This window comes from Herbaspirillum sp. C9C3, from assembly GCF_013359625.1.
Taxonomy (GTDB): domain Bacteria; phylum Pseudomonadota; class Gammaproteobacteria; order Burkholderiales; family Burkholderiaceae_D; genus Herbaspirillum.
Window position 1 is genome coordinate 91106 of the sequence record NZ_JABFMQ010000009.1, and the last position, 19434, is coordinate 110539.

At 62.9% G+C, this 19434-nt stretch carries 18 protein-coding genes; 12 read left to right on the forward strand and 6 right to left on the reverse strand.

Features of this window, described 5'->3' with window-relative positions; all coding sequences use genetic code 11:
- Positions 1 to 11 precede the first annotated feature (11 nt).
- Together HNO82_RS11205 and HNO82_RS11210 are read right to left on the reverse strand one after the other, a co-directional pair.
- The gene (locus tag HNO82_RS11205; RefSeq protein ID WP_175343760.1) at positions 12 to 662 is read right to left on the reverse strand and encodes a 3-oxoacid CoA-transferase subunit B; all 651 of its coding nucleotides are present in this window, start codon (positions 660 to 662) and stop codon (positions 12 to 14) included.
- Between the two features lie 13 nt (positions 663 to 675).
- Positions 676 to 1371: a CoA transferase subunit A gene (locus HNO82_RS11210; RefSeq protein WP_008333508.1), complete on the reverse strand. Its 696-nt coding sequence runs from the start codon at positions 1369 to 1371 to the stop codon at positions 676 to 678.
- Positions 1372 to 1638: 267 nt separating this feature from the next.
- On the opposite strand from HNO82_RS11210, the gene HNO82_RS11215 reads away from it, so the two are divergent.
- Positions 1639 to 2199: a PAS and helix-turn-helix domain-containing protein gene (locus HNO82_RS11215; protein ID WP_008333510.1), complete on the forward strand. Its 561-nt coding sequence runs from the start codon at positions 1639 to 1641 to the stop codon at positions 2197 to 2199.
- 36 nt (positions 2200 to 2235) lie between these two features.
- On the opposite strand, the gene HNO82_RS11220 is transcribed toward HNO82_RS11215, so the two are convergent.
- The gene (locus HNO82_RS11220; protein ID WP_175343761.1) at positions 2236 to 3168 is read right to left on the reverse strand and encodes a LysR family transcriptional regulator; all 933 of its coding nucleotides are present in this window, start codon (positions 3166 to 3168) and stop codon (positions 2236 to 2238) included.
- 186 nt (positions 3169 to 3354) lie between these two features.
- On the opposite strand from HNO82_RS11220, the gene HNO82_RS11225 reads away from it, so the two are divergent.
- The 3 genes from HNO82_RS11225 to HNO82_RS11235 all read left to right on the forward strand — a co-directional run bounded on the left by HNO82_RS11225 (position 3355) and on the right by HNO82_RS11235 (position 6830).
- Positions 3355 to 3966: an NAD(P)-dependent oxidoreductase gene (locus HNO82_RS11225; RefSeq protein ID WP_175343762.1), complete on the forward strand. Its 612-nt coding sequence runs from the start codon at positions 3355 to 3357 to the stop codon at positions 3964 to 3966.
- Between the two features lie 85 nt (positions 3967 to 4051).
- The gene (locus HNO82_RS11230) at positions 4052 to 4780 is read left to right on the forward strand and encodes a DsbA family protein (RefSeq protein ID WP_034351688.1); all 729 of its coding nucleotides are present in this window, start codon (positions 4052 to 4054) and stop codon (positions 4778 to 4780) included.
- A gap of 481 nt (positions 4781 to 5261) precedes the next feature.
- Positions 5262 to 6830: a methyl-accepting chemotaxis protein gene (locus HNO82_RS11235; protein WP_175343763.1), complete on the forward strand. Its 1569-nt coding sequence runs from the start codon at positions 5262 to 5264 to the stop codon at positions 6828 to 6830.
- A 22-nt stretch (positions 6831 to 6852) separates the two neighbouring features.
- Here the strand turns inward: HNO82_RS11235 and HNO82_RS11240 are convergent, their stop codons facing one another.
- Both HNO82_RS11240 and HNO82_RS11245 read right to left on the reverse strand, forming a co-directional pair.
- Positions 6853 to 7500, reverse strand: coding sequence for an HAD family hydrolase (locus tag HNO82_RS11240; protein WP_175343764.1), 648 nt, complete (start codon positions 7498 to 7500; stop codon positions 6853 to 6855).
- Between the two features lie 125 nt (positions 7501 to 7625).
- Complete coding sequence (locus HNO82_RS11245) at positions 7626 to 8546, reverse strand: LysR family transcriptional regulator (RefSeq protein WP_175343765.1); 921 nt, start codon at positions 8544 to 8546, stop codon at positions 7626 to 7628.
- 93 nt (positions 8547 to 8639) lie between these two features.
- On the opposite strand from HNO82_RS11245, the gene HNO82_RS11250 reads away from it, so the two are divergent.
- The gene (locus HNO82_RS11250; protein WP_175343766.1) at positions 8640 to 9572 is read left to right on the forward strand and encodes a DMT family transporter; all 933 of its coding nucleotides are present in this window, start codon (positions 8640 to 8642) and stop codon (positions 9570 to 9572) included.
- A 6-nt stretch (positions 9573 to 9578) separates the two neighbouring features.
- Here the strand turns inward: HNO82_RS11250 and HNO82_RS11255 are convergent, their stop codons facing one another.
- Positions 9579 to 10997: an aminotransferase-like domain-containing protein gene (locus HNO82_RS11255; protein ID WP_175343767.1), complete on the reverse strand. Its 1419-nt coding sequence runs from the start codon at positions 10995 to 10997 to the stop codon at positions 9579 to 9581.
- A 338-nt stretch (positions 10998 to 11335) separates the two neighbouring features.
- Between HNO82_RS11255 and aptA the strand changes: the two genes are divergently transcribed.
- The 7 genes from aptA (at position 11336) to HNO82_RS11290 (ending at position 19422) form a co-directional block, all read left to right on the forward strand.
- Entirely contained in the window at positions 11336 to 12664 is a 1329-nt protein-coding gene (gene aptA / locus HNO82_RS11260) for an omega-aminotransferase AptA (protein WP_175343768.1), read from the forward strand.
- Positions 12665 to 12698: 34 nt separating this feature from the next.
- A complete protein-coding gene (locus HNO82_RS11265; RefSeq protein WP_175343769.1) occupies positions 12699 to 14192 on the forward strand; it encodes a CoA-acylating methylmalonate-semialdehyde dehydrogenase in 1494 nt (497 codons plus the stop codon).
- A gap of 577 nt (positions 14193 to 14769) precedes the next feature.
- Complete coding sequence (locus tag HNO82_RS11270) at positions 14770 to 15963, forward strand: ABC transporter substrate-binding protein (RefSeq protein WP_008333535.1); 1194 nt, start codon at positions 14770 to 14772, stop codon at positions 15961 to 15963.
- Between the two features lie 81 nt (positions 15964 to 16044).
- Positions 16045 to 16911, forward strand: a complete 867-nt coding sequence (locus HNO82_RS11275; RefSeq protein ID WP_175343770.1) for a branched-chain amino acid ABC transporter permease — start codon at positions 16045 to 16047, stop codon at positions 16909 to 16911.
- Between the two features lie 41 nt (positions 16912 to 16952).
- Positions 16953 to 17957: a branched-chain amino acid ABC transporter permease gene (locus HNO82_RS11280; RefSeq protein WP_008333537.1), complete on the forward strand. Its 1005-nt coding sequence runs from the start codon at positions 16953 to 16955 to the stop codon at positions 17955 to 17957.
- The gene (locus HNO82_RS11285; RefSeq protein ID WP_175343771.1) at positions 17954 to 18721 is read left to right on the forward strand and encodes an ABC transporter ATP-binding protein; all 768 of its coding nucleotides are present in this window, start codon (positions 17954 to 17956) and stop codon (positions 18719 to 18721) included. The genes HNO82_RS11280 and HNO82_RS11285 overlap by 4 nt, the downstream gene beginning before the upstream one ends.
- Positions 18718 to 19422 (forward strand): ABC transporter ATP-binding protein, encoded by a 705-nt coding sequence (locus HNO82_RS11290; protein WP_175343772.1) that lies wholly within the window; start codon positions 18718 to 18720, stop codon positions 19420 to 19422. Before HNO82_RS11285 ends, HNO82_RS11290 begins: the two co-directional genes overlap by 4 nt.
- Positions 19423 to 19434: the final 12 nt, after the last annotated feature.

The following is a 19434-nucleotide window of genomic DNA, read 5'->3' on the forward strand; positions in this document are numbered from 1 at the left end:
CGGGATGACAATCAGACTTCGCTCACATCCAGCGGTGCTTCGGTCTTCTCGATCACTTCTTCCTTGGTCACCCCGGTGGCCAGCTCGATGAGCTTCAGGCCACCCGGTGTCACATCGATCACGCCCAGGTCGGTGATGATGCGGTTGACCACGCCCACGCCGGTCAGCGGCAGGTTGCAGTCGTTCAGGATCTTCCTGGAAGTGCTGCCATCCTTGGCCTTGGCCACATGTTCCATCAGCACCACCACGCGGCCCACACCGGCCACCAGATCCATCGCGCCACCCATGCCCTTGACCATCTTGCCGGGAATCATCCAGTTGGCCAGGTCACCCTTGGCCGAGACCTGCATCGCCCCCAGAATGGCGATGTTGATCTTGCCGCCGCGAATCATGCCGAAGGAGTCCGCCGAGCTGAAGAAGGACGAGCCGGGAATGGTCGTCACGGTCTGCTTGCCGGCGTTGATCAGATCGGCATCGACCTGGTCTTCGGTGGGGAAGGGGCCGATGCCCAGCAAGCCGTTCTCCGATTGCAGCCACACTTCGATATCACTCGGAACGTGGTTGGCCACCAGCGTGGGCAAGCCGATACCCAGGTTCACGTAGAAGCCGTCCTGCAGTTCCTTGGCTGCGCGCGCAGCCATTTCATCTCTGGTCCATGCCATTTTCTGTGTCTCCTTATGCGCGCACGGTGCGTTGTTCGATGCGCTTCTCGGGCGTGGCGTTGACCACGATGCGATGCACGAAGATGCCGGGAGTGTGGATCTGGTCCGGGTCCAGCTGGCCCACTTCCACCAGTTCTTCCACCTCCACCACGGTGACCTTGCCGGCCATGGCGACGTTGGGATTGAAGTTGCGCGCGGTCTTGTTGAAGACCAGGTTGCCGGCCTTGTCGGCCTTCTGCGCCTTCACCAGCGACACATCGGCCACCAGCGAGCGTTCCATCACGTAGCGCTCGCCGTCAAACTCGCGCACCTCCTTGCCCTCGGCCACCAGCGTGCCCACACCGGTCTTGGTGAAGAAAGCGGGGATGCCGGCACCACCGGCGCGCAGTTTCTCGGCCAGGGTGCCTTGCGGAGTGAACTCCAGTTCCAGTTCACCGGCCAGGTACTGGCGCTCGAACTCCTTGTTCTCGCCCACGTAGGAGGCGATCATCTTCTTGATCTGGCGGGTGGAGAGCAACTGGCCCAGGCCGAATCCATCGACACCGGCGTTGTTGGAAATGGCGGTCAGGTTCTGCACGCCCGAATCACGCAGGGCGGCGATCAACGCCTCGGGGATGCCACACAGGCCAAAGCCGCCGACCGCAATGGTCTGACCGTCCTTGACGATGTCTTTCAACGCGGTGGCCGCGTCTGGATACACTTTGTTCACGAGTCTCCTTTCGGCTCTTGTCTTGCGAGCAGGGTTGCAAGCGGGCCGGCGGACTTGCCGGCTTCAACAGGGATGGATGCAGGGGCTTCTCTTGCGCAACGCATGAGGACGTCGCCAGGCCCCATTCGGCTCCAAATAGCGCCAATTATCATAGGGCAGCTGAAATAAGCCATACAATACGGTAAAAATACCTGGCGCAATGCAGCATGGTACCGTCCGCCGGACGGTCCCGCCAGTTGATAGGGCCTAGCCAAATTGCAGCAGCACATGATCCAGCCACTTCCCATCGACTTTGAACAGGTTTTCATGCACGCGCCCATTGGCATGTGCGTCTCCCACAACCGCGTCATCCAGCAGGCCAACCTGGCCATGGCGGCGATGTTCGGCTACGAGGTCGATGCCCTGCGCCAGACCTCCTTCCAGGAGATCTATCCCACTGCCGATGAATTCGAGCGCACCGGCCTGCGCCTGGTCCCCATCTTGAACGAAAAGGGCTTTTATTCGGACGAGCGCATCATGAAGCGCTCCAACGATGAAATGTTCTGGTGCCACGTCACCGGCCACGCGCTCAATCGCGACAACCCGCATGCGGCCGGTATCTGGACCTTCGAGGATGTCAGCGCCAAGCGCCCCATCGCGCCCGGTCTGACCCCGCGCGAACGCGAGATCGCCGCGCTGCTGGTGGAAGGCAAGACCAGCAAGCTCATCGCCCGCCAGGTCGAACTGAGCCCGCGTACGGTGGAAATGCACCGCGCCCGGCTGATGCGCAAGTTCGCTGCCTCCACCTCCTCCGAGCTGGTGCACAAGCTGCTGAGCATCACGCCCTGATCATTCTTGTCGTCCTGATCGACCCGATCGTCCTGATCAAAACGGCTGGCCCGCAAACCGCTGGGCGAGAAAATCGAGCATCGTGCGCAAGGTCGCCGGCATGTGCTTGCGCGAGGCATAGACGCCATACATGCCCAGTTGCAAGGGTTCGTAGTCCGGCAGCAATTGCAGCAGCTGACCGCTGGCCACCAGCGGTGCCACCGTGTAGGCCGGCATGTGACCGATGCCCACGCCCGCCAATACCGCCTGCAACAACACCGTCACTTCATTGGCACTGATGCTGCCGCCGACGGCCACGCTCTGGGTCTGCGTCTTGACTGCATGACTTCCCTTGCCGGCCCTGGCTTTTTTCTTTTTTGGATCAAACTGCCACAGGCTGCGCCCTACATACGAATGCGTCAGGCAATTGTGCAAGGCAAGATCCTCCACCCTGCGCGGCAAGCCGTGACGCGCCACGTAATCCGGGGTGGCGCAAATCACCGAGCGGCACACCCCGAGCGGACGCGCAATCAGGTTGGGCTCCAGCCGGTTGGTCATGCGGATGGCCAGGTCGATGCGTTCTTCCACCAGGTTCACGGTGCGGTCCAGCGCCAGCAGGTCCACCGCCACACCCGGATAGCGGCGGCCATAGTCGACCACGGCCTGAATCAGCTGGGTCTGCGCAAAGGAGGTACTGGCGGTGATGCGCAAGAGCCCGCGCGGGGTTTCATCGGGCGCATCGAGGGCATGGCGCATGTCCTCGGAATACTCCAGCATCTGGCGGCAGCGCGGCAGCAGTTCGTTGCCGGCGGGCGTGAGCGAGAGCCGCCGCGTGGTCCGGTGCAGCAGCCGTGCGCCGACCCAGTCTTCCAGTTCGGCCACGTAGCGCGACACCACCGGCCGCGACAAGTCCAGCTGTTCGGCCGCCGCCGACAGGCTGCCGCCATCCACCACCGTCACGAAGACCTGCATGGCCATCAAGCGATCCATCCCGCCACCTCATGATTTGAACGATTTCAGAAACAAACTGTGATCGATTATGCTGTTTTTCGAAATCAAAAGCGATCCTATGATGGCCACTCCTGATACCCACATGAAGACCACGTGTTCACGTGGGTGACTGCTCCAGGCCAGATTCTGCCCAGTTGTCCGTACCCACTCCAGAAAGGAAACCTCATGAAAATCGCACTCATCGGCGCCTCCGGCAACGTCGGCACCCGCATCGTGGACGAAGCCCTGCGCCGCGGCCACAACATCATCGCCATCGCCCGCGACGCCGGCAAGATCGCCCAGCGTACCGGCGTGACCGCCGTCGCGACCGACGTCAAGGACGCTGCCGCACTGGCCGCCGCCATCAAGGGCGCCGACGTGGTCATCTCCAGTGGCCGCTTCACCGCCTTTGGTGCCGCCGACCTGCTGCCGGCGGTGAAGGCAGCAGGCGTGAAGCGCCTGGCTGTGGTCGGCGGTGCCGGCAGCCTGGAAATCGCACCGGGCAAGGCGCTCATCGATACCCCGGAATTCCCCGCCGAATACATGCCCGAGGCGTCCGGTGGCCGGGACTTTCTCAATGCCCTGCGTGAAGAGAGCGAACTGGAATGGACCTTCCTGTCGCCTTCGGCAATGTTCATCGCCGGTGAACGCACCGGCCAGTTCCGCCTCGGCCAGGATGCACTGCTGGTCGGTGCCGATGGCAAGAGCTGGATCTCCTACGAGGACTACGCCGTGGCCCTGCTGGACGAACTGGAACAGCCGAAGCACGTGCGTACCCGCTTCACGGTAGGCTACTGATCCCGTTCCATATCATTGCATCACGGGCCTGACGGTGCAGAAAACGTCAGGCCCTGTGCCGATTCATTCAAGAGGACATCGCATCATGACCACCCCCGCTGCCCCGCACGACACCGTGCTTCACTACATCCACGATCCGTTGTGCGGCTGGTGCTATGGCGCTGCGCCGCTGGTGGCGGCGGCGCGCGAGGTACTGTCTGTGCAGGCGCATGGGGGCGGCATGATGGCCGGTCGCAATCGTCGCCGCGTCGATGCGCAACTGCGTGATTACGTGATGCCGCACGATCACCGCATCGCGCAGATGACCGGACAAGCGTTTGGCGAAAATTATTTCGACGGCCTGCTGCGCGATACCGAAGCGATCTTCGACTCTGCACCACCAATCGCCGCCGTGCTGGCGGTGCGGGCGCTCAAGGACGAGGCCGCCGGGCTGGACATGCTGGCAGCGATCCAGCGTGCGCATTACCAGCAAGGGCGGCGCATCTCCGAAGTAGCGACGCTGACCGAGCTGGCGCAGACGCTGGGCATCGCGCCCGCTGCCTTCATCGCAGAACTGCAGCGGGTTGAACAGGAAGAGCTGGCCAATCACATCGAGGCCAGCCGTGAATTATTGAACCATGTCGGCGGACGCGGCTTCCCGACCTTCGTGCTGCAACGGGGCAATACCCTGGAAGTGCTTGATACCGGGCGCTGGCTGGGGCAGCCGGAGCAGTGGAAGGCGTATCTGGGTGAGCAAGCGAGGGGGACTGCGTCCGTAGCGGCCTCCGATGGCGGGTCCGTGCGATGTGACCTGCTGAGTGGGCGTTGCGAATAAGCCACTGACCACACCGTTTATCCACCCTGCCTGCCGCGCACGAAGCTGCGCGGCAGGCTCCTTGCGCAGGCTTCGCCCCCGCCCCCGTGAGGATCGTCCATCGCGCAACCGCGCCATGACCCGCCTGCAGCGTCAGTCCGTCCATTTTCGCGGCCTCCCCTCTGAGCAGCATCCGCCCATTGGACGGTTTTTTTGAATACTGCCGTTAAATTTTCAGCGCTAATCAAACACGCACGTTTGCTCTACATTGAGCGGCTTTCCCGAGGGACAGGTCGCAGCATCGGGAAAGACAAGACCACGTTGTCCTCATCCTTCTTTCATGGCGGACGGCATTCGAACAGCAATCGCCCCCTATTGAATCAGGATCCGCGCTTCCAGACGTCATCTGTGGGATCAGCATCCACATCATCCGCACCCGGTCACTTTCAGGCGGCGTCTTGAATCCCAACCCTATGATTAAAAAATGCTCAATGGAGAGTGTATGGATTTCACCCGTCTGACGGTTTCTTCGCGCCTCAAGTTCGGCTTTGGTGCCGTGCTCGTTCTGATGCTGCTGATCATCGGCATCGCTCTGAAAGATCTCGCCGATGTCAACCAGCAATTGCTGTCCATCACCGAGGTCAACAATGTGGAGATTCGTCATCTCTCGACCATGCGTGCGGCAGCCTATGAACAATCCCTGTCCTCGCGCGGGATCGGGCTGGCAAGCACACCGCAAGACCTGAACCTGAACGCCGACAATCTGCACAAACAGATCGTCATCTACACGGAGGCCGAAAGCGCACTGGCCAAGCTCTTCGCAGAAGTGGAGGAAACCACCGAGACGGAGAAGAAGACACTGAGCCTCATCCAGCAAAAGACAAGGGAAATCACCCCTTTGCTCTCGACGATGATTGACCTCGCCAAAGCAGGAAAAACCGACGAGCTCAGGGTCGGGGTCAACAGTCCGGTGGGCGCCATGCAGGCGCAACGACGCAATACCCTGGCTGAGCTCTCCGCATTCGAGGATCAGCTCAACGACGCCGCAAAGAATGAGGCACTTGCCGTCTATGCGACCGCGCGCAGACTGCTCATCGCACTGGGGATGCTGGCACTGGCGAGCGGACTGATCGCCGCCACTCTCATCACCAGGAGCGTACTGCGGCAGCTGGGCGGAGAACCGGCCGTGGCCTCGACGCTGGCCGCGCGGATTGCGCAGGGTGACCTGCGCAGCGAGGTCGACGCTGATACCCGCCATCCGAACAGTCTCATGATGTCGATGAAGAGCATGAACAGCGGTCTGCGCGAGATCGTACGTGAAGTGCGTTCCGGTACCGACGCCATTGCGACGGCCAGCAGCCAGATTGCTACGGGCAACCTTGATCTGTCCTCGCGTACCGAGGAGCAGGCCAGCTCGCTGGAAGAGACCGCCTCGGCCATGGAGCAGCTGACGGCCACCGTGCAACAGAACGCCGACAGCGCTGGCGAGGCCAACCGGCTGGCCACCGAAGCCTCGGTGGTCGCGGCCGAAAGTGGCCAGCTGGTCAAGGAAGTGGTGATGACCATGGCTTCCATCGAGGACTCGTCCAGGAAGATCGTGGACATCATCAGCGTGATCGACGGCATCTCGTTCCAGACCAACATCCTGGCCCTCAATGCCGCCGTGGAAGCAGCGCGCGCAGGTGAGCAGGGACGCGGCTTCGCGGTGGTGGCTTCAGAGGTACGCAGCCTGGCGCAGCGCAGTTCTTCGGCCGCCAAGGAGATCAAGGAGCTCATCGACGACTCCGTGGACAAGGTCGCCAGCGGCAGCGCGCTGGTCAACCGTGCGGGCGAGACCATGAGCAATGTGGTCTCCAGCGTGGACCGGGTAGTGTCGGTGATCGGCGCCATCAGTGACTCCAGTGCCGAGCAGAGCAAGGGGATCGTTGAGATCAACCATGCCATCTCGCAGATGGATCAGGTCACGCAACAGAATGCCGCGCTGGTGGAACAGGCTGCGGCAGCCTCGCAGGCGCTGCAGGCGCAGGCGCGCCGGCTTAGCGACGTGGTGGAGGTGTTTGCCATCGCCTGATGACCGGGGCATCAGGACGTCTTCACTCCCGGCACGGCACTCCCAGTGCGCGCAGCGACGCCCGCGTGGTCGCCGCATTGACGTGATGGATGCCGTGCCAACCCAGCGCACGACAGCCTTCGATATTCTTGTACGCATCATCGATGAAAACCAGCTCTTCGGGCTTCAGGCCCGGCAGGTGCCGTGCATAGCGCTCCAGCGCGATCTGGTAGATGCGCGGCTCGGGCTTGATGCAGCGCTCCTCGCCGGAGACCACGATATCGCGGAACAGCTGCATGAAATCGTGGTGGTCGCGCGCATGCGGATAGGTTTCCGAGGACCAGTTGGTGAGGCCGAACACCGGCACCTGCTGCGCATGCAGTTCACGCAAGAGCGCCACGCCTTCGGGCAACGGACCACGCAGCATCTCGGTCCAGCGATCGTAGAAGGCGCGAATCAGCGCATCGCGTTCGGGATACTGCCCCACCAGATGCGCAGTGGCCTCGGCCAGGGTGCGGCCGCCATCCTGCTGCACATTCCATTCGGGCGAACAGATGTGGGTGAGGAAGTGATTGCGCTCCTGCTCGTCGGCGATCAGTTGTTCGTAAAGGTACTGCGGGTTCCAGTCGAAGAGCACGCCGCCGAAATCGAAGACGACGGCGCGGATGGGGCTTGGTGCAGAAAACGTCATGGGTGAAATCCTGGAGTAAATAAGGCTGGCGTCGCGACGATAGCAGATCCGGAAGAACCGGGCCGAATTCGTCCATTGCTCTGCTGAAGATGCAGAGGTGCTTGCGGCCTGGTCAGCCTCCCCCATCAATCCGCTTGTGCCTGCAACGCCTCCACCAGATAGTCAATGAGCACCCGCATCTTGGGCGCAATATGGCGCGACGATGGAAACAGCAGATAAGCCATGCCGGAATAATTGATATCGAAATTCCATTCCCGCAGAAGCCGGACGACACGACCGGCAGCCAAAGCCTCCCGCGCCACGAAATCGGGCACGCAGCCTACGCCCAGCCCCGCCTCGATGGCCGCCAGCCGCATCTCGCTGTGATTGATCGCGCAGCGACCGGCGACGATGATCTCGGCCGATCCGGTCTCGCAGACGAAGCGCCAGCGATTGTCCCGCTCCTGTTCACCCAGGGTCAGGCAGCTATGGCTCATCAGGTCTTCCGGATGATGGATCGGCCCATGGGCCGCGAGATACGCCGGACTGGCCAGTACCAGTTGCCGCACCGGCAGCAGGCCGCGCGCCACCATACCCGGCGGCGGCGTGTCCGTCAGCCGGATGACCAGATCCACGCCTTCACGCAGCGGATCAACCAGCCGGTCCACTACCATCAAATGCACATCCACCTCCGGATAGCTCGTCAGGAATTCCAACAGCACCGGCTGCAGCAGGTGCCGCGCAAACGCCTTGGGCGCACTCATCCTGACCAGTCCCTTGGGCGCGCCGGCATGGCCCTCGGCCGCCAGCAAGGTGGCGCGTGCGGCGGCCACCATCTTGCGTCCGTGCTCCAGCACATCCAGTCCGGCTTCGGTCAGGCGCAGTTGTCGCGTGGTGCGCTGGAACAATGCCACGCCCATCATCTTTTCCAGACGGGCTACCTGGCGGCTCACGGCCGAAGGCGTCATGCCCTGCTGACGCGCAGCGGCTGAAAAGCTGCCGGCGTCGACCACTCGCACGAACGTGACAAGCTCATGCAGTACCTCGGCCAACTCATTTGTTCTCATGCGGCACAACTCCTGTTCTTCATCCCTGGCTAGTCAGGTCTCATCGGTCCCAAGACAATACACCAGCTCTACCCAACGCCACGATGAGACCTCATGAACAAGTCCTCCCTGCTGCACGCCCCCGCCCGGCCTACAACCCTGCTGCGACTCAATCCTGTTGAATGGGCGCTGCTGCTGGTGGCCGTGATCTGGGGCGGCAGCTACAGCGCCGCGAAAATTGCCACTGAGCAGTTGCCGGTGCTGCAGTTCCTGGTGCTGCGGTTTGGCCTGACGTTTCTCCTGCTGGCCCCCGCCTTGCGCAGCATCACTTCCGTCCCCACGTGGAAAAGATCGCTGGCAGGGGCGCTCGTGTTGGGCGTGGTCCTGCTGGCCATCTTCATCTGCGAAACCGTCGGCGTATCGATGACGACGGCCTCCAATGCCGCCTTCCTGATCAGCCTGTGCGTGGTCTTCACGCCCTGGTGCGAGTGGCTGCTGCTGGGCCAGCGTCCCGAGCGTTCGGCACTCATTGCGTGCGCATTGTCGTTTGTGGGTGCTGCCTTGCTGGCATTCCAGGACGGCATCACGCTCTCGCACCTGAGCTGGGGCGATGCGCTGATGGTGCTGGCCGCACTCCTGCGCGGTGTGATGGTGTGCCTGACACGCCGCCAAAGCCTGCGGTTCGGCTTGCCCGCACTCACGCTGACGGCGGTGCAGATGGGTGTCATGACGGCGGGATCGCTGGTGCTCATGATGGTGCTGCCGGGTCAGCGCTGGATGCCCCTTCCGGCCACCGCCTCCTTCTGGTGGGCGATGGCGTTCCTGGTCTTGCTGTGTACCATCGTGGCCTTCTTCGTACAGAACCATGCGGCCGCACGCACCAGTGCGTCACGCGTGGCCCTGCTGATGGGCAGCGAGCCGCTGTGGGGCGCGCTCATCGCGGTGGTGTGGATGCAGGAACACCTGTCCCTGCAGGGCTGGATGGGGGGCTTGCTGATCGTGGGGACCACGGGGTGGGTGCTGCGGCCGCGTAACCATTCGACCTAACCCGGCCTACAACCCCCGCAAAAAATCAAACAACGCCGGCACATCCGCATACCCCACATTGAAGCGGAAGCTGGTCTTGTGCGGCGCCGACAGATGGAAGAAATCCCCCGGTGCCAGCCAGATGCCCTTCTGTCGCGCCCGGTCCGCGATCTCGCGTGCTGACAATTCACAGCCCTCGATGGTGGCCCAGCTGAACATGCCGCCGCGCGCCGCCGTGAAGGGCGTCAAGCCGACTTCGGTCAACTTGGCGTTGAGCGTGGACTGGGCATTGAGCAGCGTCGCATTGAGCGTCTGCACATGACGCCGGTGATGGCCTTCGGTGAGGACGTTGTGCACCAGGCGCTCGTTGATCTCCGAATTGGTCAGCGTCAGCACCATCTTGGTATGCACGATCTGCCGCGCCAGTTCACGCTGGCAGGCGATGTAGCCGACCCGCAGCGACGGCGCGATGGTCTTGGAATAACTGCCCACGTAGATCACCCGTTGCAGGCCATCGAGCGCAGCCAGCATGGGATCGGTGGCCTGTCCGAGTTCGCGGAAGATGTCGTCCTCCACCACCCAGAAACCATAGCGCTCGGCCGCCTGCAATACGCGCATGGCGCAGGCCGGCGTGTAGGACGTCCCCGTCGGGTTCTGCAGCACGCTGGTCGTGAAGAACATCCTGGGATGATGCGTGCGCGCCAGCGTGTCCAGCATGTCGGTGTCCACGCCACCGGGCGTACGCGGTACGCCGATCACGTTCAGGCCGGCCAGGCGCAGCATCGCAATCAGGTTGCAGTAACCGGGATCATCGATGAGCACCGTATCGCCCGGCTGGGTCATGGTGCGGATGATCAGGTCCAGCGCCTGCGTGGCGCCATGCGTGGTCAGCACCTGCTCGATGCCCAGTTCCAGCGCCCAATGACCGAGGAACTGCGCGATCAGCTGACGCAGCGGCGCATATCCGTAAGGGTGGCCATAGCCGACCTGCTGGGCGCCGGGCGAACGGATGATGCGGCGCTCGGCCTGGTGCAGGCCCTCATCGTTGAGCCACTTGCCGGGCAGCCAGCCGCAACCGGCCTTGATGGGCACGCGCTCGTCGGCAAACATTTCCGAGAGCAGCCAGGCCGAGTCAATCACCGGCTCGGGCGGCACGAAAACGGCACGCGCCCCGGATTGCCCGGCCCGCGCGGCGACAAAGAAACCGGCACCGCGCCGGGCCTGCAGCATGCCGCGCGCCACCAGCTGCTCGTAGGCTTCCACCACGGTGGAGGAGCCGATGTCATGATGCTGCGCGAACTGGCGTACCGAGGGCAGGCGCTCGCCGGAACGCAATTCGCCCGATTCGATCAGGCCGGCCAGACCAGCCGTCACCTGCTCCACCAGGCGCTCAGCCGTCTTGCGTCTCAAATCCAGTTGCAACGGTGCGCTGGCGGGCTTGGCCATGGCATCCTTTCTGACAGTGTGTGGCGGCTGGCGGGAGACTGCATTGCTCCCGCAGGCCAAAGTGTAGGCGAAAATGCAGAACTGTATTGGTCCCGGTGGCGTGGCTCCCGATACACGCAAATCAGGCCGCATCCCCTTTGAATACGGGAATGACGACAGGCTGACCATGCGCAGGCAGGCAGCGCTCTCCCGCCAGATGGAGCAATACAGTTTTCCCTGCAGACCAATACAGTTTCCAGCGAAAATCAAAAGTGTAGCTAACAATGCGGGCGCTGTCTGGCAATAATCAGGCACTGTCTTTGATTTCCCCGAATTCTCCCTTTTTCACGGTGCCTGCCATGTCCAGCCAAGACCAAACGCATCCCTCCAGCCTGTCGGCCTACTGGATGCCCTTCACTGCCAACCGCAACTTCAAGTCCGCGCCACGCATGCTGGTGTCGGCTGAAGGCATGCACTACCGCGACGACGCCGGCAACGCCATCCTGGACGGTACCGCCGGCCTGTGGTGCGTACCGCTGGGCCACGCCCATCCCAAGATCGTGTCGGCCGTGCAGAAGTCCGTGGCTACGCTGGACTATGCGCCCTCCTTCCAGCTCGGCCACCCGAGCGCCTTCGAACTGGCCGAGCGCCTCAAGGCCTACACCGGCAACCGCTTCGCCAACGTGTTCTACACCGGTTCCGGCTCGGAAGCAGTGGATACGGCGCTCAAGATCGCCCTGGCCTATCACCGCGCCAAGGGCAACGCCACCCGCACCCGCCTGATCGGTCGCGAACGCGGCTATCACGGTGTGGGCTTCGGCGGCATGTCGGTGGGCGGCATCGGCGGCAATCGCAAGACCTTCAGCACCGCGCTGCTGCCGGGCGTGGACCACCTGCCGCATACCCACAACCTGGAAAAGAATGCCTTCACCAAGGGCGAGCCAGAGTACGGCGCGCACCTGGCCGATGAGCTCGAACGCCTGGTCACCCTGCACGACGCCACCAATATCGCCGCCGTGATCGTGGAGCCGGTGGCCGGCTCCACGGGCGTGCTGATCCCGCCCAAGGGCTACTTGAAACGCCTGCGCGAAATCTGCACCAAGCACGGCATCCTGTTGATCTTCGATGAAGTCATCACCGGCTTCGGCCGCCTGGGGACACCCTTTGCGTCCGACTACTTCGATGTGGAACCGGATATCTTCACCACCGCCAAGGGTCTCACCAATGGCGTGGTGCCGATGGGTGCGGTGTTCGTCAAGAAAGAGATCCATGATGCCTTCATGAACGGTCCGGATGGCATCGAACTGTTCCACGGCTATACCTATTCGGGGCACCCGCTGGCCTGCGCGGCCGGCCTGGCCTCGCTGGAGGTGTTCCAGACCGAAGGCGTGCTGGAGAATGCGCAAGCGGTCTCCGACTACTTCCAGGAAGCGGCGCACTCCCTGCGCGGCCTGCCGAACGTGATCGATGTGCGCACCATTGGCCTGATCGCCGGCATCGAGCTGGCCTCCATCCAGGGCCGCGTGGGTGCCCGCGCCTATGACGCCTTCGTGCGTGCCTTCAATGACGGCATCCTGATCCGCGTCACCGGCGACATCATCGCCCTGTCGCCGCCGCTGATCATCAACAAGCAGCAGATCGACGAACTGTTCGGCAAGCTGGCGGCCATCCTCAAGACCCTGGCCTGATCCCCCTTCACGAAAAAATACGCAAGAAAGAGTCATGGAAAAGATTGCACACTACATCGGCGGCGCGCGCGTCGATACCACCAGCGGGCGCTATGCCGATGTCTTCAACCCGGCCCAGGGTGTGCCGGTGGCGCAGGTCGCGCTGGGTACGGCCGACGAGGTCGATGCGGCAGTGAAGGCCGGTGTGGCCGCCTTTCCGGCCTGGTCCAACACGCCGCCGCTGACGCGCGCGCGGGTCCTGTTCCGCTTCCTGCACCTGATCCAGCAGCGCGCCGACGACTTCGCCCGCATCATCGTGCGCGAGCACGGCAAGACCTTCTCGGATGCCCAGGGCGAAGTGGCGCGCGGCATCGAGATCGTCGAGTTTGCCGCCGGTATCCCGCAGATGCTCAAGGGGGAATACACCGACCAGATCGCCCGCGGCATCGACGCCTGGTCGATGCGCCAGGCGCTGGGCGTGGTGGCCGGCATCACGCCGTTCAACTTCCCGGCGATGGTGCCGATGTGGATGTTCCCCATCGCCATTGCCTGCGGCAACTGCTTCGTGCTGAAACCTTCCGAACGCGATCCCTCGGCCGCGCTGCTGATCGCCGATCTGTTGAAGGAGGCCGGCCTGCCCGATGGCGTCTTCAACGTCATCCAGGGCGACAAGGTCACCGTCGATGCCCTGCTCGATCATCCGCAGGTCAAGGCCATCAGCTTCGTCGGCTCGACCCCGATTGCGGAATACATCTACGCCCGTGGCTCGGCCAAGGGCAAGCGCGTGCAGGCCCTGGGCGGCGCCAAGAACCACATGGTGGTGATGCCCGACGCCGACATGCAGCTGGCCGTGGACGCCCTGATGGGCGCGGCTTACGGATCGGCCGGCGAGCGCTGCATGGCGATCTCGGTGGCGGTGGCCGTGGGCAGCGCCGGTGATGAACTGGTGGCAGCCCTGGCCGAGCGCGCGCGCAAGCTGAAGATCAACGAAGGCATGGCGGCCGGTGCCGAGATGGGTCCGGTGGTGACCGCGGCCGCCAAGGAACGCATCGAAAACCTCATCGGCCGTGGCGTGGAAGAAGGCGCGACCCTGGTGGTGGATGGCCGTGGCTACCAGGTACCGGGTTTCGAGAAAGGCTTCTTTGTCGGTGGCACCCTGCTCGACCATGTGACCCCGGAGATGACGGTGTACAAGGAAGAGATCTTCGGGCCGGTGCTGTGCGTGCTGCGCTGCCCGGATATCGCCAGTGCAGTCGAACTGATCAATGCGCACGAGTACGGCAATGGCGTGGCGGTCTACACCCGTGACGGCGGCGTGGCGCGCGAGTTCGTGCGCCAGATCGAAGTGGGCATGGTGGGGGTCAATGTGCCGCTGCCGGTGCCGATGGCCTTCAGCAGCTTCGGCGGCTGGAAGCGCAGTCTCTTCGGCGACCATCACATGTACGGACCGGAGGGAGTGCGCTTCTACACCCGGGCCAAGGCAGTGATGCAGCGCTGGCCCAATACCGCCAGTGCAGGTGCGGAATTCGCTTTCCCGCAGATGAAATAAACAGGATCAACGGCATGAAATTTTCATGCCGTTTTTCTTTGGCGGATGCGTATGATGAAGGTCCGGCGCCACCGATGGCCGTCGGCCTTGTTGGTGCAGAAAACGTCAGGCACGGTGCAGGAAGCATCAGCCATCCTCAGCCCGCAGGAAGTCACGTCCGGGCTTGCACCAAAGCAGGAAAACTTAGAAAACCAGACCGTCGTGGATGATCGGTGGAGACACACCGACAGCACGGGAGAACGGCAAACCACAACTGGAGACACGCTCTTAGGAGCGGCAGGAGGAGCCTCATGCCGGCTCACGCCACGCGGCGCAAAGACGCGCCGCAGCAGCGTTTCATTCGTCGTCACGTACTGTCTTGCGGCTCTGTCGCCAGGCGGCGCGACCCTGTTGACCGACGCCTTTCCGCCCGTTCGCGGCGGAGGATTTCTCACGTCCATGCAAATCAAGCCTGCGCGATCTTCCTAAGTTTTTTGGGAGGAACGGGCATGGAACTTGCGTTGACGGGCAGTACTGCAGCATTGCGCAATTCCGTGGATGTCATCTGTCAATCGTTAGCCTTGAGGGAGAAACAAGCATGATCAGCCGTCGCAATTTCCTGAAACTGTCTGCACTGGCCGCACCCGGCGCACTGAGCTACCACGATGTCTTTGCCCAGGCCGAGAGCATTGCCTTCGGCTGTCCGGTGCCGATGTCCGGACCCTTCGCCGCCAACGGCAAGTTCGCCGACATGGGCATGAAGCTGGCCCTGCAGAAATACGGCAAGGTACTGGGCAAGAGCACCAGCTACGTCAACCTCGACACCGAAGGCAAACCCGCCACCGCCGTACGCAAGATGCAGGAGACCATCGAGAAGGGCACGCGCTTCTTCGCCGGCGGCATCCTCTCCGGCGAGGCGCTGGCCATGGGCAAGGAAGCCGACAAGGCCGGCGCGGTCTTCATCACCACCGCCGGGGCCGACGAGATCACCGGCAGCGACTGCAACCACGCCACCTTCCGCTGGTCGGTGCCGACCTTCGGTGCGATTGAACAGACCGTGCGCCCGCTGCTGGAGAAGATGCCCAATGCCAAGCGCTGGTACACCATCACGCCGCAATACGTGTTCGGTGAAGGCTTGCTGTCGGCGGCCAAGAACATCTTCAAGGAAAAGGGCATCGAGCATGTGGGCAACAGCTACCACTCGCTGAGCGAGAAGGAATTCTCCGGCTATCTCACCAATGCCATTGCCGCCAAACCCGACGTGCTGCTGTTGCTCAACTTCGGCTCGCAGTCCTCCGATACCTTGCGCCAGGCCGTCAGCTTCGGCATGAAGAACAACTGCACCATCCTCATGGCCTGGGCGTCGGGGCTGGAACAGTTCGAGACCCTGGGCGCGGATATCTGCGATGGCGTCTACTTCGGCGCGCAGTACTGGCATGCCATCGATTCGCCCTTCAACAAGGAATTCGTCAAGCTGGTCAACGACAAGCTCAAGATGGATCCCAACTACAGCCTGGCCGGTTCCTACATCTGTACCAAGATCATTCTGGACGCCATCATCAAGGCCAACAGTACCGATCCCAAGGCGGTGATCGCGGCCATGGAAGGCATGAAGTACGAAGGGCTGACCGGTACCGAGGAAATCCGCAAGGGCGATCACCAGGTCATCAAGAACTACTACCTGCTCAAGGGCAAGGCCAAGGCGAAGATGGCCAACAAGAATGACTATGCGGACATCGTTTCCTCCGGCCAGTCCTTCCTGGCGCTCGAGAAGACGCAGTGCAAGCTGTGATGTCCATGCCTTGAGTTTCAGGGCCTGTTCGCCTGCCTGGGCGAACAGGCCGCATTTGCTGCATCTTCGTCACGAGGTTCCATGAACATCTATCTGCTGCAGATCGCCAATGGCGTAGGCATCGGCATGCTCTACTTCCTGCTGGCGGTGGGCCTGTCGATCGTCTTCGGCCTGCTGCGCTTCGTCAATTTCTCGCATGGCGCCTTCTTCCTGCTGGGCGCCTATCTCTGCTATCAGGTCACCAGCCTGGGCCTCGATTTCTGGTGGTCGCTGCTCATTGCACCGCTGCTCGTGGGTCTGTTCGCGTGGGTGGTGGAGCGCTTCGTGCTGCGCCATGTCTATGCGCTGCCGCATCACTTCCACATTCTCTTCACGGTCGGCATGGCGCTGGTGATCCAGGAAGCGGTGATCTCGATATGGGGGCCGCTGGGCAACAACGTCTCGCCGCCCGATCTGCTGCAAGGGGTGGTGATGTGGGGCGGCTTCGTCTATCCCAAGTACCGGCTCTTCGTCATCGGCCTGACCGCCGTCATGGCGCTGCTGCTATGGTGGGTGCTGGAAGGCACGCGCCTGGGCTCGATCGTGCGCGCCGGTTCGGAATCGACCGAAATGGTCAGCCTGCTCGGCTTGAACATTCAACGCATCTTCAGCCTGGTCTTCGCCCTGGGCGCGGCCACGGCCGGTCTTGCCGGGGCGCTGGCCGCACCGATCCGCGGAGCCGATCCCTTCATGGGCGTGGAAGCGCTGGGCATCGCCTTCGTGGTGGTGGTCATCGGCGGGCTGGGCAGCTTCTGGGGGGCCCTCATCGGCGGCATCCTGGTCGGCATCGTGCAAAGCGTGATGAGCACGGTCTGGTCCGAGGGTGCGCACCTGATGATTTACGTGGCCATGGCGGCCGTGATGCTGCTGCGTCCGAATGGCCTGCTGGGCCGGCCCGGCGCGGCCTGACGCGGTTCATGCCACTTGACGTTTTCTGCACCGAGGCTTCCATGAAACAGATTGCGCATTTCCGTTACACCCTGCTGGCAGCCGCTGTGGCGCTGCTGCTGCCCATGCTGCTGCCCTCCGGCACACTGGCCACCGAAGTGCTGGTGTTCGCGCTGGCCGCGCTGGGCTGCAACCTGCTGCTGGGTTATACCGGCCTGATGTCCTTCGGCCAGGGCATCTTCTTTGGCGTGGGCAGCTATACCGCTGGCGTGGTACTGCTGCAGTTGAAGCTGGCCCTGCTGCCGGCCCTGGCGCTGGCCGCGCTCGGTGGCGCGCTGGTGGCGCTGCTGGTGGGCTGGTTCTCGATCCGCCAGCGCGGCACCTACTTCGTCATGCTCACGCTGGCCTTTGCCCAGATGTTTTACTTCCTCGCCTATACGATGAAGGACGTCACGGGCGGAGACAACGGCCTGCTGGACATCCCGCGTCCGCCGCTGTCGCTGTTGGGGATGACGCTGCTGCCGACCACCTCGTCCTGGCAGTACTACACGGTGGTGGCCATCCTGTTCGTGCTGGTGTTCTGGCTGCTGCAGCGGGTGGTCGATTCGGTACTGGGCAAGACGCTGCTGGCAGTGCGCGAGAACGAGGCGCGTGCTTCCGCCCTGGGCTATGACGTACGCCTGCTCAAACTGGCCGCCTTCGTCATCTCCGGCGCCGTCACCGGTCTGGCCGGTGGCCTGCACGCCATGATGACGGGTGTGGCACCGCTGTCCAACATCGAGTACCACACCAGCGAAGCGATCCTGGTGATGACCGTCATCGGCGGCACCGGCAACCTGTTCGCCTCGGTGCTGGGGGCGAGCTTCTATGTGCTGGTGGGCAACTGGCTCTCCACGCTGTGGCCGCGCTGGCTGATGCTGCTGGGGCTGCTGCTGATCACGGTCAGCCTGTACATGCAGAAGGGCCTGTTCGGACTGGCCGTGAAGATCATCGATGCCGTGCGCGGTCACAAGAAAGAACCGGTGCAGGCCGCCAGCACGACTGCGACCAAGGAGAAGCATTCATGAGCCGCCCCATCCTGCAAGCGCTCAACGTGACCAAGCGCTACGGCAAGTTCACCGCCGTCAACGGCATCACGCTGGAGGTCGAGGCCGGTACCGTGCATTCGGTGATCGGTCCCAATGGCGCGGGCAAGACCACGCTGTTCCATACCCTGACCGGTACCACGCCCATCACCGAGGGCAGCATCCTGGTCGAGGGTGAGGAAGTGGCGCATCTGCCGGGCAATCGCCGGGTGCAGAAGGGACTGGCGCGCTCCTTCCAGGTGACCAGCCTGTTTCCCAACCTGAGCGTGCGCGAGAACCTGCGGCTGGCTGCGCAGGGCCGCGCGCCGCTGGCAGCCCTCAATCCCTGGAAACGTGCCGAACAATTCACTGCGGCCTGCGCACTGGCCGATGAACTGGTGGCGCGCCTGTCCCTGCAGGGCGTTGCCGAGCGGGCCTGTGCAGAACTTTCACATGGCCAGCAACGCAGGCTGGAAGTGGGCATGGCCATGGCCGGACGGCCCAAGGTGATCTTCCTGGACGAGCCGACCTCGGGCATGGGCATCGACGACATTGCCGACATGAAGCAGCTCATCCACGGGCTGCGGAAGGATTACACGGTGGTGCTGATCGAACACAACATGGATATCGTCATGGATATCTCGGACCGCGTCACGGTGATGCAGCTGGGCCAGATCCTGGCGCAGGGCAAGCCGGCCGAGATCCGCAACGATGAACGCGTGCGCCGGGCCTATCTCGGCAGCATGATCACCGGAGGCAAAGCATGATCCTGCAAGTTGAAGACGTTCACGGCTACTATGGCAAGAGCCACATCCTGCAGGGCGTATCGCTGCAGGTCGATGCGGGCGAGGTGGTCACGCTGCTGGGACGCAATGGCGCGGGCAAGACCACGACCTTGAAGAGTATTGTCGGCGTGGTGCCGCCGGCACAGGGTCGGGTGCTCTTCGAGGGGCAGGTCATCAGCGCACTGCCTTCCTACAAGATCGCTGCGCGCGGCGTATGCCTGGTGCCGGAGCATCGCGGCATCTTCAAGCTGCTGACCGTGGAGGAAAACCTGACCATGGCCGCGCGCAAGGAGTCGGCGTGGGGGCTCGAGGAGGTCTACACCATCTTCCCGCGCCTGAAGGAGCGCCGCAGAAATGGCGGCGGCCAGCTCTCGGGTGGTGAGCAGCAGATGCTGGCCATTGCGCGCGCGCTGATGACCCATCCGCGCGTGCTGATGCTGGATGAACCGGTGGAAGGACTGGCACCGGTGATCGTCGACGAGATCGTGGCGCAGATCAAGCAGATCAAGCGCACCGGGATGTCCATCATCCTGGTGGAGCAGAACCTGGAAGTCTGTACCCAACTGGCGGACCGGCATTACATCGTCGAGCAGGGACGCATCGTCTACAGCGGCAGCAATGCCGCGTTCCTGGCCGATGAGGGCGTCAAGGACCGTTATCTGGGCGTGAATCTGGCGGCGTGAGGACCTCTGCCC

What these genes read in the sequence shown, in the direction of transcription:
- HNO82_RS11205 (WP_175343760.1), bottom strand. Translation starts at nt 662, where the DNA reads ATGGCATGGACCAGAGATGAAATGGCTGCGCGCGCAGCCAAGGAACTG.
- HNO82_RS11215 (WP_008333510.1), top strand. Translation starts at nt 1,639, where the DNA reads ATGATCCAGCCACTTCCCATCGACTTTGAACAGGTTTTCATGCACGCG.
- HNO82_RS11220 (WP_175343761.1), bottom strand. Translation starts at nt 3,168, where the DNA reads ATGGATCGCTTGATGGCCATGCAGGTCTTCGTGACGGTGGTGGATGGC.
- HNO82_RS11225 (WP_175343762.1), top strand. Translation starts at nt 3,355, where the DNA reads ATGAAAATCGCACTCATCGGCGCCTCCGGCAACGTCGGCACCCGCATC.
- HNO82_RS11230 (WP_034351688.1), top strand. Translation starts at nt 4,052, where the DNA reads ATGACCACCCCCGCTGCCCCGCACGACACCGTGCTTCACTACATCCAC.
- HNO82_RS11235 (WP_175343763.1), top strand. Translation starts at nt 5,262, where the DNA reads ATGGATTTCACCCGTCTGACGGTTTCTTCGCGCCTCAAGTTCGGCTTT.
- HNO82_RS11240 (WP_175343764.1), bottom strand. Translation starts at nt 7,500, where the DNA reads ATGACGTTTTCTGCACCAAGCCCCATCCGCGCCGTCGTCTTCGATTTC.
- HNO82_RS11245 (WP_175343765.1), bottom strand. Translation starts at nt 8,546, where the DNA reads ATGAGAACAAATGAGTTGGCCGAGGTACTGCATGAGCTTGTCACGTTC.
- HNO82_RS11250 (WP_175343766.1), top strand. Translation starts at nt 8,640, where the DNA reads ATGAACAAGTCCTCCCTGCTGCACGCCCCCGCCCGGCCTACAACCCTG.
- HNO82_RS11255 (WP_175343767.1), bottom strand. Translation starts at nt 10,997, where the DNA reads ATGGCCAAGCCCGCCAGCGCACCGTTGCAACTGGATTTGAGACGCAAG.
- aptA (WP_175343768.1), top strand. Translation starts at nt 11,336, where the DNA reads ATGTCCAGCCAAGACCAAACGCATCCCTCCAGCCTGTCGGCCTACTGG.
- HNO82_RS11265 (WP_175343769.1), top strand. Translation starts at nt 12,699, where the DNA reads ATGGAAAAGATTGCACACTACATCGGCGGCGCGCGCGTCGATACCACC.
- HNO82_RS11270 (WP_008333535.1), top strand. Translation starts at nt 14,770, where the DNA reads ATGATCAGCCGTCGCAATTTCCTGAAACTGTCTGCACTGGCCGCACCC.
- HNO82_RS11275 (WP_175343770.1), top strand. Translation starts at nt 16,045, where the DNA reads ATGAACATCTATCTGCTGCAGATCGCCAATGGCGTAGGCATCGGCATG.
- HNO82_RS11280 (WP_008333537.1), top strand. Translation starts at nt 16,953, where the DNA reads ATGAAACAGATTGCGCATTTCCGTTACACCCTGCTGGCAGCCGCTGTG.
- HNO82_RS11285 (WP_175343771.1), top strand. Translation starts at nt 17,954, where the DNA reads ATGAGCCGCCCCATCCTGCAAGCGCTCAACGTGACCAAGCGCTACGGC.
- HNO82_RS11290 (WP_175343772.1), top strand. Translation starts at nt 18,718, where the DNA reads ATGATCCTGCAAGTTGAAGACGTTCACGGCTACTATGGCAAGAGCCAC.